This is a genomic window from Mesorhizobium sp. P2_D5 (genome assembly GCF_056404355.1).
The window spans coordinates 1-12,931 of record NZ_JBFUEE010000010.1 but is presented as its reverse complement, the minus strand read 5'-3'; the positions used below and the strand labels follow the sequence as shown (position 1 = coordinate 12,931).

The 12,931-nt window shown below is 60.5% G+C and carries 9 protein-coding genes; 4 read left to right on the top strand and 5 right to left on the bottom strand.

Going from position 1 to position 12,931, the window contains the following annotated elements; translation table 11 throughout:
- Positions 1-332 precede the first annotated feature (332 nt).
- The 3 genes from AC1DYW_RS30040 to AC1DYW_RS30030 form a co-directional block, all read right to left on the bottom strand.
- Positions 333-1,142: an alpha/beta hydrolase gene (locus AC1DYW_RS30040; RefSeq protein ID WP_477228616.1), complete on the bottom strand. Its 810-nt coding sequence runs from the start codon at positions 1,140-1,142 to the stop codon at positions 333-335.
- A 928-nt stretch (positions 1,143-2,070) separates the two neighbouring features.
- Positions 2,071-3,417, bottom strand: coding sequence for a chloride channel protein (locus AC1DYW_RS30035; protein ID WP_477228615.1), 1,347 nt, complete (start codon positions 3,415-3,417; stop codon positions 2,071-2,073).
- A 453-nt stretch (positions 3,418-3,870) separates the two neighbouring features.
- The gene (locus AC1DYW_RS30030) at positions 3,871-4,614 is read right to left on the bottom strand and encodes an ankyrin repeat domain-containing protein (RefSeq protein ID WP_477228614.1); all 744 of its coding nucleotides are present in this window, start codon (positions 4,612-4,614) and stop codon (positions 3,871-3,873) included.
- Between the two features lie 268 nt (positions 4,615-4,882).
- Here AC1DYW_RS30030 and AC1DYW_RS30025 point away from each other — a divergent pair, with 268 nt between their 5' ends.
- Together AC1DYW_RS30025 and AC1DYW_RS30020 are read left to right on the top strand one after the other, a co-directional pair.
- Positions 4,883-6,040 carry a DUF4118 domain-containing protein gene (locus AC1DYW_RS30025; protein ID WP_477228613.1) on the top strand — a complete coding sequence of 386 codons (1,158 nt, stop codon included), beginning with the start codon at positions 4,883-4,885 and terminating at the stop codon, positions 6,038-6,040.
- Between the two features lie 78 nt (positions 6,041-6,118).
- Entirely contained in the window at positions 6,119-8,041 is a 1,923-nt protein-coding gene (locus AC1DYW_RS30020; protein ID WP_477228612.1) for a potassium transporter Kup, read from the top strand.
- A gap of 437 nt (positions 8,042-8,478) precedes the next feature.
- Here the strand turns inward: AC1DYW_RS30020 and AC1DYW_RS30015 are convergent, their stop codons facing one another.
- Both AC1DYW_RS30015 and AC1DYW_RS30010 read right to left on the bottom strand, forming a co-directional pair.
- Positions 8,479-10,719, bottom strand: coding sequence for a relaxase/mobilization nuclease domain-containing protein (locus AC1DYW_RS30015; RefSeq protein ID WP_477228611.1), 2,241 nt, complete (start codon positions 10,717-10,719; stop codon positions 8,479-8,481).
- Positions 10,716-11,123: a hypothetical protein gene (locus AC1DYW_RS30010; protein ID WP_477228610.1), complete on the bottom strand. Its 408-nt coding sequence runs from the start codon at positions 11,121-11,123 to the stop codon at positions 10,716-10,718. The genes AC1DYW_RS30015 and AC1DYW_RS30010 overlap by 4 nt, the downstream gene beginning before the upstream one ends.
- A 478-nt stretch (positions 11,124-11,601) precedes the next feature.
- On the opposite strand from AC1DYW_RS30010, the gene AC1DYW_RS30005 reads away from it, so the two are divergent.
- Positions 11,602-12,282 (top strand): nucleotide-binding protein, encoded by a 681-nt coding sequence (locus AC1DYW_RS30005; protein ID WP_477228609.1) that lies wholly within the window; start codon positions 11,602-11,604, stop codon positions 12,280-12,282.
- Entirely contained in the window at positions 12,279-12,686 is a 408-nt protein-coding gene (locus tag AC1DYW_RS30000) for a hypothetical protein (RefSeq protein WP_477228608.1), read from the top strand. Before AC1DYW_RS30005 ends, AC1DYW_RS30000 begins: the two co-directional genes overlap by 4 nt.
- Positions 12,687-12,931 lie beyond the last annotated feature (245 nt).

Here is a 12,931-nt window from a genome sequence, read left to right as displayed (position 1 = left end):
CGAAGCGACGGACACTCGTCACACCCGACCCCAACAATCCTATCGGAGCAAATTTCGGTGCCAGACGGAATGACCCATTTCGGGTCACCCACCCGCGACCCATTGGCTGGCCATCATCCAAAAGGTCGTATTCCGACAACTCTAGCGAGAGTGCTACGCCCACGGCTCGGCGCCGCCTCCCTCAAAGCGCCGCCGATAAAGGCTCGGCGCCCCTCTGGTTGTTCAGTGTCAAAAGGAAGGTGCCGGGCCACAGACTGCGTCCTAGACCCGGAAATAGCGATCAGCGCTTCACCTTCGGCGTGATCTTTTCAACCCGCACCGAGGTCAAATTTCTATTGCAGGTCCTTGAGCCAGGATATCACGACATCTTTGGACGCCTTGAGGGTGCCCAGGTGGTCGGCCTCCACCTTGACGTACTTGTTAAGAAGATTTTCCGGAGCTTTTGAGAATGCAAACTCCGGTCCATCCTTCTGTGACGGGTCGGCGGAGCCGGCCACCCACAACAACGGAGCACGGAGCTTGGCCGCATTTACCTGCCCAAATCCCGGCGAATCAGGGCCGTTGAAGCTTAGGTAGATCCGAGCGGTCAGCTTTAGCTTCATCCAATCCTTCCCGAATTCAGTGAACTCGGCCTTCTCGTCGGCATGACCCGCCTTCACCATCGACTGAGCGAGGGCAATGCTGTCTTGAGTTTCCGCGCGTTTGGAGAAATAGTCCGGGAAGTGAGCCAGCGCTATAGCAATTACCCCTTTCAGGTCGTCATGGGTTGCGCCATAAGCGATAGCAGCGACGCCACCCATGCTATACCCGGCCACCACGAACGAGGTCGCCCCTGCCTTTTTCAACTTCGCAATGGCACCGTCAATTTCTTCCAAACACTCATTGTAGACCTTGTCGTAGAAGCGCTTTAGCGACCAGCACGTCTCAGGGCGCTGGACTAAATATCCAGCTCTCGTCAGTGCGTTGCCAAGCGCCGTGACTTCCTTCGGGCTACCCCCACCGCCATGCAGGATGACGACACCGAGTGGCTTTCCTTGGGTCGCGGCGAGAACACTTGATTGCAAGAAACCACATAGAGAACAACCGAGGGCAAGTGCGAGGCTTGCGAGCAAGCGTTTTACGAAGCGATGCTGCTCAAACATTTGGTTCCCTCCCTCAAAGACAGTCTGCAAGCAATATGCACCAACTATCGAGATGGGGCCACGACAATTGGCGGAGGGTGGCCGGCTTGTCGGTCATCTCTTCCCCTGATCGAAGAAAGCCCACGCCAATAGTGAGGGCCAATGACGCGGGCCTGCTCGTGCGCGCAGCCTTCAGGAAATCGGTACGCGAGCTAAACCTGGCTGAAGAGCACTGGTCGGAACACGCCAAACTGCTCTTGCAGGAATTAACAGGCCACGAGCCTGACCAATGCATGATTGACCGGATCATAGAGCGCTAGACCGTCAGCAAGGCAAGGCGCATAACCGCTTATGAAGCCTCCCGTAACGCTCGACCTCGCCAACGACAATGGCAAGCCGGAAGATCGCCTAGTCGCCGCCACAGCGGCCTTGCACAAGGCTATGCGAGGGCTGAACGCCCTCTTGAATTGCTTGTGGAGGCTTTGGCCGTCAAGCCGCCTGTAGGCGCTACCCAGCCGTAGCGCACACACGGCCATTTGAATTGCGGCACGGGCGGTGACTGATTACCTGCCTGCCATGAACCGAACGAAACTCGCGCTCTGGATAGCTGTGGCGGTGCTGGTAGTGCTGGTGTTGGTCAGCACCTATCTGTTTATGGCAGCGGATGCGCCAGACTGGTCAACGCGGCTTTGAGAGGAGCGCCGGGGACAGGCCGGCCAGCTACGGGGACCACGGCAGTCCGGCGCTCAACGGCGCGATTGTGGAGGAACTGCGCCGGGAACAACTTTAGCACAAATCATCGCGTAAGCGCGCTACCCAGCCATAGAAGGCCGCACCGAGGTCTGTGTGTTCCATTGAATAAACTGCGCATCCAGACGGTTAGGCCCCGGCGGATCACCAACAGGCCCAGAGCAACAGCTAGCGAGGTCAAACAATGTCATGTCATGGTTCATCCCAGTCTCTCAGATATGATCCGCCGCCGCCGGATCGCCTCGGCGATGAAGACCCGCGACAGCGCGTGATAGAGCGGCTCGTGCGAGATCATGCGCGCCGTGCCGTAGCCCAGCATCGAGGCCAGCATTAACGCGATGACATTGTCGTGATTGCCCGTCATCTCCAGGATGATGACGAAGGCCGTCATCGGCGCCTGCACGACCCCGGCGAAATAGCCGGCCATGCCAAGCAGCGCTGCAGCTCCGGTGCTGACGCTTAACAGCAGTCCGAGCGAACTGCCGATGCCGGCGCCGACCGCCAGCGAGGGCGCGAAGATGCCGCCCGGAATGCCCGAGATCATCGACAGCAGCCCGGCCAGAAATTTCTCCGCAAAGAAGAACAGGGGCAGCGGCGTCCCTTCGACTGCGCCGCGCGCCTGCGCGTAGCCGGTGCCGAAGGTCAGCCCGCCCGAGGCGATGCCGATCACCGCCACCAATAACCCGCAAATGGCAGCCACCAGCAGGGCACGCCGCAGCGGCTGCTGCGTGTTCCAGCGCCGGATGCGCCGCGTCGTCTTCAACGCCAGCAGCGAGAACAACGCGCCAAGACCGCCGCCGATGATGCCGCAGGCGATCACCAGCGGCCACTCGGCTGCAAACGAGATGGTGTCTCTGGCGACACCGAAATAGGTGTAGTTGCCCAGCAGCCCAAGCGAGGCGAGACCGGCCAGGATCACCGCCGTCAGCACCAGCCCATTGGTGCGCGCCTCGTAGGTGCGGCCCATCTCCTCGATGGCAAAGACGATGCCGGCGAGCGGCGTGTTGAAGGCCGCAGCAATGCCGGCCGCAGAACCGGCGAGGATCAGGCCACGCGCCTGCGCCATGCCGCCCCAGCGTGCAGCTTGCAGCATCAGCGACGCGCCAACCTGCACCGTCGGCCCTTCGCGGCCAATCGAAGCGCCGCAGAACAGGCCAACTATGGTGAGCGCGATCTTGCCGACCACGAGCCGCAGCGACAGGATGTGGCTGCGATCCTCGTCGTCGCGCAGGTGGCGGGCAGCGATCGCCTGTGGAATGCCGCTGCCTTGCGAGCCGGGAAAGAAGGAATGAGCCAGCCACGCGCACACAACGAAACCGATCGGCGTAATAGCAAGAGGCAGCAAACTGCGCCAACCGCCGCCGTCGCCGGTTATCCGATGGAACAGCGCCTGCGCTTGGTCAGCCATAACCGCAAACAGAACACTGATCAGGCCAATTGCGATGGCACCTGCCCAGAATACCAGCCGAGGCTGCCAGACGCGCCGCGACCCCCACATGGCACGCGAGCGCCGCAGCATGGGATACTTTCGCGATGTGCCAGCCATGTCCAGCTCCAGTAACTGGGCGAGCCCTAGCATATCAATAAGGCGCATCACATGCGCTCAATCGCCCTGCCTCGGCTGATCCTCTATTACTCGGGTGACATTGCGGGCTAGCTTGGGTCATCACTGAGGGACATGATCCAGCCGAACGTCGTCGGCGCGACGATGTTCCAACGACAAGCCAAGCATGATAGAGCCGATTGCACTCCTATGAGCGATGAGCCGGCCAGACTTGCCGAAGGTATGACACCGGTCCCGCGTGAGCGGGCGAGGATCGAGAACCACGTTTGCGAGCATCCCGGATGCGGTTGCGGCGCGCCGTTCGGCTTCGCCAGACCAAGGCGACCGTCCCATTGGTTCTGCCTCGCGCACCGCGCCGACCGCGATCAGTATCTTTGACGGCGAAGGCATGCGGCCAGCATCGTTCAGAATGATGATCGCGCGAGACCGACCAAATCACTCCTTGGCAGCGAGAGTGCGAAGCAAAGCAGCGATTTCCGAACGGCCTGTGCTCTCCGCAATCGTCAGCGGGGTCATGCCCTGACGGGTTTTCGCGCTCAAATCGCCCCCTCGTTCGACGAGAAGCTCGACAACCTCTCGTGATCCTTCCCTCGCGGCAAGGTGAAGCGGGCTTTCCCCTGTCGGCGCGGCGTTGACGTCGGCCGAATGGCCGAGGAGCAACCTCACTATCTCCTTCTTGTCCGTCAGAATTGCGAAATGCAGCGCCGTATACTTGGCATGCCCATCGACTGCGTCCACGTCAGCGCCGCTATCGAGGAGCAGTTTGGCTATGTCGGCGTACCCCAGCCGCGCCACAAGATGGAGGGGCGTCCGCTCCTCAAAATCTCTTCCATTTGCCTGCGCTCCTCGTTGTAAAAGGAAGGCGACCATTTCCGGTTTGTCGTAGCTCGCTGCAATATGCAAAGGCTTGTAGCCGGCCGGGGGCTTTACAGCTTCGATATCGGCACCTTTGTCCAGCAGGAAGGCTGCCATTGAAATATCGCCCTGGAGAACGGCCGCGTGCAGCGGCGTTCCCTCGTCACCTTGTTCGTTCACATCTGCGCCGTTCGTCACGAGGCTTTGGACAAGCACCAGATTGTCCGCCATCGCAGCGTCATAAAGGTCGCCAACCTCGGCGCCACCTGCGGCGCACCAAGTCAGAACCATGCCGGCGGCGATCGGAAGTTGCCATCTAATCATAGCGTCCTCCTAGCCTTGTTCGTTATATCACTCTTCGCGAAAATCTTGCAGCGAGGCGTGCCGCAAATCTTCCTCGCCGCGCAAGTGCTTCACGCGGCCGATCAAGCCCGGCTTGACCCACTGCGTCGCCGGCCGCTTGATGCCCTTCGGAGGTGGCCCGGCGTGTTCCTGGACGCGTTTCCAAAGCCGGTCACGGATCGCACCACGCGCGTTGTGAAAGCCGAGCTGACATAACGGCGTCGCAGAGGCCGTCTGCTGGAGGCCGTCGGTGCCGCTCCTGCCTTTCGCGCGGCCACACGGCCATGTCGGCAGCCTCTACGCCGTGCAGCAGATCCTCGATAGCGTCGGCACGGACTTCGACTGGCCGAATCCTGTCGGGCACGCGAACGCGCGGTGGCTTGCCAAAGCCTCCTCGGCGACGCCCCCTTTCGCCAACATTGTGTGCAGGGAGTTCCCCGATCCGCCGCTTTTCGACTATGGAATCTTTATATCTTGGGCCTCCCGCACGAATGGAATCTTTATGCGTATCGGCCTAGGTTTGGGTCATGCGGCAATCCCGGCGGGGAGCGATGCGATGAGCGATGTCAATCCGAGGATGCAACGGGACATCACATCGTCGCCAGGTGCCGATACGCTTTTCGGCTTGGCGCAGGCTCCCGCGACGGTACGCTATCTTGCTTCGTTTGCAATGACTGCCTTCGCGACGATCGTGGCTGTCGGTGTCGACACCCAGGTGGCGATCCCGAACATCTCACTCATATTTGTGGTGCCGGTGATCATAGCGGCCGTAGGCCTAAGCCTGGGCCCCTCGCTCTTTTCGGCGGTACTTGGTGCACTCGCCTACAATTTCTTCCTGACCGAGCCCCGCTACACTCTGATCGTCGATGACCCGGCAAACGTCTGGGCGATTGCACTGCTTTTTGTCGTCGGACTTATCGTCAGTGGCGTTGCCTTTACCTCCCGGCGCCGCGCAACTGAAGCGGCGCTTCTGAAGAGGCAGACAACAATGCTGCAAACATACAGTCGCGATGTCGCGGGGATCGACAATGCAAAGGCGATCGTCTCGATCACTTCCCACACTCTTGCAGCACTTTTTCAAGTTCCTGCCGTCGTCATTCTCGTTTTGGACGGCAAGGTGGTTTCCGTTGAGGAAGTCGGCAACGTAAGGCCCCAGGAAGCCGAAATCGAGGCGGCGCGCTCGTCGTTGGCAACGGGACTTGTCGTGAGCGCCGGAGTTTACCCGGCGCTGACCTCGCGCTTCGACTTTTGGCCCGTAACGACAACGGCAGGCGGCCCGCGCGCCGTCATTGGGCTCGCATTCGACCCCGATGAACGGCCTGCGGCGCCTTCGATGTCAGTCGATATCGTGGGGCGCTTCCTGGCCCTGGCCCTTGATCGTCAACATTTCCGGCATGCTCGACCGTAAAGACCCGGGAGGGCGATAGTCAGCAAACGGCTGCCAGGACAACGAAGAAACGTTTGCTCTAGCCGGAGGAGCAGGTTCATGAGCAATGCCGATGCAGGCGACGGCGAGGCTGCAGCAGCACAGTCCGCTGCGCATGACGTCCACTCCCAGCAGAGCGTGCGAATACTGGTTCTGGGCGCTCTCGGCATCGTTTATGGCGATATCGGAACAAGTCCTCTCTACGCGTTTCGCGAAGCCCTGTTTGTTGCGGCATCGGACGGATCGGCGACACGTGAGGATGTGCTTGGCATTCTTTCGTTGATCATTTGGGCGCTAACCCTCATCGTAACGGTTAAATACGTCTCATTTGTTCTCCGGGCGGACAACAAGGGCGAGGGCGGCACGCTGTCCCTGATGTCCCTGGCCGGCAGTAGTCTTCCGGCTCGCTCAGCTGCCATTTTGGTCTTGGGCGTGCTTGGCGCGGCGTTGTTTACGGGCGACTCTATGATCACGCCAGCGATCTCGGTGCTCGCTGCAGTGGAAGGTCTTGAGACCGTCACGCCAGCCCTTGAGCCATACGTCTTGCCAGTCACGCTTGTYATTCTTGCTGGGCTCTTCGCGGTCCAACGATTCGGGACCGGCGCCATTGGGGGCGTTTTCGGGCCGATTACATTCGCATGGTTTCTCGCGCTAGGGGTTTCCGGAGTAAGCCACATCGTCACCAATCCCGGAGTGTTGTGGGCCGTCAATCCCTACTATGCCGTCCACTATCTCGTGGCCAATCCAGCACTTGCGCTCGGTACAATCGGCGCTGTTTTTCTAGCTGTGACCGGCGCTGAGGCGCTTTACGTGGATCTTGGCCACTTCGGCCGCAGACCGATTGTGATGGCTTGGCTGTGGATCGTGTTCCCGTGCCTTCTGCTCAACTACATTGGGCAGGGCGCCTTTGTTTTGAATCGCACCGAACTGCCGGAGAATGTTTTCTTCGACATGCAGCCTCGCTGGGCGCTGGTGCCGATGGTCGCCTTGGCCACCGCGGCTACGATCATCGCCAGTCAGGCTGTCATTTCCGGGGCGTTTTCGCTGGTACGCCAAGCTGTCCAGCYGAATCTTCTGCCGCGATTCAGCATCCTGCACACCTCCGAGACGCAAGAGGGTCAAATCTATCTTCCGAGGGTCAATTGGTTGCTCGGCATTGGCGTCATGATGCTGGTTCTTGGGTTCCAAAAATCGGGCAATCTCGCCTCAGCCTACGGCATCTCGGTCACCGGCCAGATGGTGGTCACTGACCTGCTTCTCTTCATTGTTATGCGACGAATCTGGAGCTGGTCTCTCACTGGTGCCCTTATGGCGTCGGCACTCTTCCTGGTCGTGGACCTGGTATTCCTCGGCTCGAACGTCATTAAGGTGATCGAAGGAGGCTGGGTTACGCTAACCATTGCGTTGGTCATGTGCCTCATTATCTGGACCTGGGTGCGCGGCGGCCGCTATCTGTTCGACAAGACCCGCCGCAATGAGATCCCGCTCGATTTCCTTGCCGGCAATCTGTTGAAGAAGAAGCCCCATCTCGTATCAGGTACGGCAGTGTTCCTGACCAGCGATCCCTTGAGTGCTCCAACCGCGCTGATGCACAGCCTGAAGCACTACAAGGTGCTGCATGAGCAGAACGTCATCCTTTCAGTGGTGACGGCGCCGCAGCCAGTGGTGCCCGACAGCGACCGAGTCAGGATGGAGACACTCAACGAGCTGTTCATGCGGGTGACACTGACCTTCGGCTACATGGAACAGCCCAACATCCCGCGCGCACTGGCGATCTGCCGCAAGCAGGGTTGGAAATTCGACATCATGTCGACATCCTTCTTCCTGTCGCGACGTTCGCTCAAGGCCTCGCCCAATTCCGGCATGCCGGTGTGGCAGGACCGGCTGTTCATCGGCCTAGCGCGGACAGCGGCCGATGCGACGGAGTATTTCCAGATCCCGACTGGGCGTGTGGTGGAAATCGGAACACAGGTGGTGATCTAATCCGACTGGGTTGCTCCCGTCGAATGTGTTTCTGGCCTCGTGAAAGGCGCGTACTGCCCTTGCACGCGCCCGATTGCCACTTTCGACGGCGCTTGAAAGTTATCCGCTCTGCCGGATGCTTGTCGGCCCGTCCTAGGTTTCCATCATCGAGGGCGAGTCGGACGTTCGCTACACAGAACTTACTGGATGTTACGATCGCCCTAATCACGCAACTGTCCAAGGTTTAGAGCCAACTATCTGCCCTGCTCCCGGTCAGTGGGCAGGCACTCAAGCTGCCTTTGCAACTCTGTCGAGGGGACCCCGGCAACGTCCGCTTTCCGGTTACGGTGAAATCAGCCTGAATGACCGAGATGCGGCGCTTGCCCTGCAGCCTGATCATTCTGTGACGAATTCGTCGTCTGCAGACCACCGCGCGAGGACGCTAGGTCGGCCCTTGCTCAGCGCTCGTAATCGTTATCGTTCGAGCGCTGAGTCTTGCGGTCCTGCTCTTCAGTCTGCTGAGTCTTCTGCTTGTTTGCGTCCTTCTGCTTGGCTCTTATCTCCTGCTCRGTGCCGGTGCGTGGCTGCTCCGGTTGGCGGGGATCATCCCGGGTTGGAAGGTCTCGCCCACGCGCCTCGCGCTCGGGGATCGGCTCRCCACCGCCACCACCACGACGCTGCTGCTGCCGCTCGAATTGCAGCCGCGCGAGACGGTCGTGCATCTTGTCATTGACCTCTTCACGATACTGTTCGAACTGTCCTTGATGCGCCGGCGGCAGCGTCTCACGCATGTTGCCCAGAGCCTGATTGACGCGGGCCATCTGACGCCGCATTTCCAAGGGGGTTTGCGCCATGTTCAAATCTCCTATCAGTGCATTCAATTCTCTCATACCGGGATGGGACAGGAAAGACTTCTGCCCCAATTGATCAGCTCCACGACCCGCGGCAAGACCTGGCTGCCCCTCCCCTGTCCGCTCGCGACGGAACTGCAGAAAATTGTTGCCGATCGACTCCGCTGCCATGAGAGCCTGACCGACAACGCCCGCGGTCCGCATCGTCGTTACAGTCTTTTGCCATGCGGCAGCGATTGCATCGCCATTCACGACAAGGGATTGTCCATCCAAACGGCGTTGCCGCTTGGCCTCCACCCGCTCGATCGTCCTGGCGCTGACCTGGTAGCGCGGATCGCTCTGGGCGCGGCTGTAGGCTCCGGCATGCTCCTTCGTGAACGGCCGCGTCATCGCATGATCCATCCGCCGCGTCGCCACCATCGCAATGCCGTTCTCGCGTGCTTTTTCCGCAAAGGTCTCGCGCCAGGCTGCGAGATCCGGCTTGTAGAATTTCAGGCGCTCGCCATCGGCTGACCGTGCCTGCACCATCGCATGGATATGGACGTGCTTGGTGTCCTTGTGATGCGCCAGGACGAACTTGTATCCTGGCGCTCGCTCCTCGAGCACGGCGCGCGCCGCGGCCATGACGGCGTTGGCATTGGTGCCGGCCCTTGCAGAGAAAAGCAGGTGATAGGCATTGCGGCGTTCACGCCCCGAAAACTGCGGGCGCCATTGCTCATAGACTGAAGCCGCAGCCTTGGTGGAATTCTTCACCCCGGGTACAGGCTCGCCGTTTGCGTGGCGAACCTGGCTGTGGGTGCGGATGAACTTCTGCAGGAAATATTTGGCTTTGGGTTCATGGCTGACGGCCGCCGTCACCTCTGCCTTGGCTACCACCCCCGCCGCGCCCATGGCTTCAGACAAGCGCGCCTCGATCTTGTCGAGCGCCTTGCTGCGCGAATTCTCCCGACCGCCGGCAAGGACCCTCGCAAGTGGTCCGGCCCGCTCATCGGTGTGCGCGTACACCTGCACCGTCGGTCCATCCTGCGCATAGATGAACGGTTTTGCGCCGAAGGCCTTGTTCAATGCCTCGCTCAAGGCGGCATCGGTGACCTCGCCGGCGAGCTCGAAACTAACCTCCAGAAAATTGGTGTTTTCCAGGGGCGGTTCGAACGTCTCGCAAAATGTTTCCAGGAACGCTTTTCGTGCGCCGCCTGCCGCAAGGACCTGCCCATCCTCGTCAAAAATCTCGATGTCGTGTTTCTCGCCTTTTTCGTCCTCGCGCTTGCCGATGTAATTGAGCAGCCGCGCGGCGGCTTCCCTGGTCGACGGCGGATTGGGCATGACCTTGAACACGGCGGGCTGCGCACCCGCCGCATAGCCTGCCCGTGCCGCCACTGCCCGCGCCTGATAGCCCGCCCGCGCCGCTCGCCCTGTACCGCCAGGGCGGTCAGCACCACGGCCGCCGCCGCCGCGCCGCTTCCAGTCTTCCTCCTCCTCCTCTTCCGACCGGAAACCGGCGAGCGTGGCGCCATAGACCAGGATCGGCGCGCTAGTGGCCTTGTGCGAGCTCGCAGCAGTAGTAGCCTTTGGAGCCCCGCTGGACATCGAACTCCCCGACGCCCCCAATCCTCCTGGCGACGAACGAGGGGCGTTCCTGCGCCCACCTGGCGTCGCGCCGGCCTGTCCTTGCACGAGGCGCCCGCCGCCACCAGTCACCTCATGACTTTTCATCGCCTGGAATTCACCGGCCGCGCGTCCGGCTCCCGTCACGGACTTGTTGTCGTCCAACTCCTCACGCTTCACGCCGGACCCGCCCCGCAGATAGCGTTCGATTTCGGCCGCGTAGCCAGCAAGACGACCGCTCATGGCCTGGCCTCCCTCGCCTTGCGAGACCCGACGGTCATCGTTTTCAGTTCCTCTCGAAACTGCCGCACGAGGTCGCCCACCGCGATCAGCGCCTTCTCAAGATCCTCATCGTGGGCAACACGGCCGTCGTTCATGGCGCGCACCGCCTGATTGAAATTGATGCCGACGCGCCGCAGCTGATCGGTCATGTCCACGATCGTCGGCCGCAACGCCTCTGACGCGATAGGCAGATGCCCGACCTCTGCCCGCACCAGACGCCGGACGACCTCGCTGACGGTAACGCCATCCCGCTCCGCAATGGCTTTGAGGTTGGCCAGCTCGTCAACCGAAAACCGGATGTGCGTCACCTCCCCATAGCGTCGTGACGCCTTCTTTTCCGCTGCTTTCTGGGCGTCTGCATCCATCTCTAAGCCCGCTTGCGGGCGCTAAGACCCACCAGGGCCGCGCCGCCTATTTTGTGTGTATCACAAAATAGGCTATCCTGCCAATAGGAGGAGGGCGATAAAAGCGGCAGGGGACGTCCCTCCCAGCTAGCCCAGTTTTCAGCTCCAGACCGCAGACGCGTAACGTCGTAATGTTTCCATCGCGATTTGTTGTGATGTGTCCATGTTGCGCTGAAGACTTGTCTCCATGTTAACATGGAGACATTCGAGCGATTCGCAGGCGGGGATCGGCCCACCGGATCCGCTCCTCACTGAAGATAGCAGCGCGCAAAAATTGCGCCTGCGATCGAGCCTTTATGATGCGCGCCTGGGTTGCCAAACCGGCCTGACCCGTTGACTATGTCACCAAGTTTCGACCGTGACATTGTTCCATGTGTCAGTGATGACTTGTTTCCATGTTAACATGGAAACAAGGAGCCGACGCCGGAAGGAGGCCCCCATGATCATCTCCGCTGCAATCCCCAAGGGCGGCACTGGCAAATCGACGATGCTGCGCACCCTCGCATCCGTCGCGTTGCATCGGGGTTATTCGGTCACTCTTATCGATGGCGATCGGCGGCAGAACATGAACCGCTGGTTCCAGATGCTGGGTGACGCTGGCAATCGTCCTGACAGCCTGCAACTGGTGAGCGCGATGACCCCGCAGGAAATCCTTCGCGCGGCAGCCACTCACAACGGTGAGCGCTCCGTCGTCTTGATCGATACGGAAGGCACCACGAATGACAACCTCATGGCCGGGCTCTTCGCGGCCGATATTGTCGTCGTGCCGGTCTATTTTGCCCTCGACGACGTGACCGCCGCCATCCAGATCACCGACCACTACATCCCGCTTGCGGTCGAAAGCCGGGGTAGACCGCTGCCTGCGATATTCGTGTTGACCAAGCAGACCATCATCGATGGCAGGGCGCGAGCCCTGACCGAATTGCGCGCCATTATCCAGACCAACGGCACGCCGATTGCAGAACACGTCCTGCACAATCGTGTTGCCTACCGCGATCTGCAGACCGGGCAGACCCTTTACAGCCCCGCGGTGCCCGACGCGAAGGCGGTTGCCGAGAGCGAAGGGGTCTTTGACGACCTTCTGCAAACCTTCATCGAAGCCACAAGGAATGCGGCATGAGTGAAGAAACCGCACCGAAATCCGCTGACGACAAGAAATCCCGCATGATGAAGGCGATCTCCACGCAGCCGCCGGCGCTGCCGAGCCTGTTCATCACACCGAAGGTCGAGACGTCAGGGGCCAAGGAGCAAGCTGCGCTGCATATGCAGGAACCGACAAAGCCGTCTCCGGCAGTCGGGCCCGATTTTCGCAAGCTGTTGCGGCAGGGTCAGAAAAAGGACCCCATCGCCGGAAAGAAGATTCGCGAGGAGGAGATGATTCGCTGCGGCTACTACCTGACGGCTGCGGAGCAGCGCCAGTTCAAGTTGTTGGCGATCAGCAACGGGCACAGCATGACCGAATTGCTGCGAAAGGCCGTGCAGGATTATATCCGCATTCATAAGCACAAACTGCCGAAGGAATAATCGGCGGGCTGGAGTCGCTATCGCATGTTGCGATGGGTGATGTTCCTGGCTTTGCGACGCGCAAAAAAAGGGCCCGCGACGGAGTACTCCGTCGCGGGCCCTAGACGTGCTTGCCTACTTGGGTTGGTTGAGCTGCTTCAGCAGTTCACCGAGGATGCCGTCGCGCGCCGGACGCCCGCTGGCTGCCGCTTTGTCGTCGACCAGCTTTGCGGTCAATTCGTGCGGCAGCGGCAYGAAGTCGTAGC

Bases quoted from the DNA above. Each gene is read 5' to 3' on its own strand.
- AC1DYW_RS30040 (WP_477228616.1), bottom strand. From the start codon at position 1,142: ATGTTTGAGCAGCATCGCTTCGTAAAACGCTTGCTCGCAAGCCTCGCA.
- AC1DYW_RS30035 (WP_477228615.1), bottom strand. From the start codon at position 3,417: ATGGCTGGCACATCGCGAAAGTATCCCATGCTGCGGCGCTCGCGTGCC.
- AC1DYW_RS30030 (WP_477228614.1), bottom strand. From the start codon at position 4,614: ATGATTAGATGGCAACTTCCGATCGCCGCCGGCATGGTTCTGACTTGG.
- AC1DYW_RS30010 (WP_477228610.1), bottom strand. From the start codon at position 11,123: ATGGATGCAGACGCCCAGAAAGCAGCGGAAAAGAAGGCGTCACGACGC.
- AC1DYW_RS30005 (WP_477228609.1), top strand. From the start codon at position 11,602: ATGATCATCTCCGCTGCAATCCCCAAGGGCGGCACTGGCAAATCGACG.
- AC1DYW_RS30000 (WP_477228608.1), top strand. From the start codon at position 12,279: ATGAGTGAAGAAACCGCACCGAAATCCGCTGACGACAAGAAATCCCGC.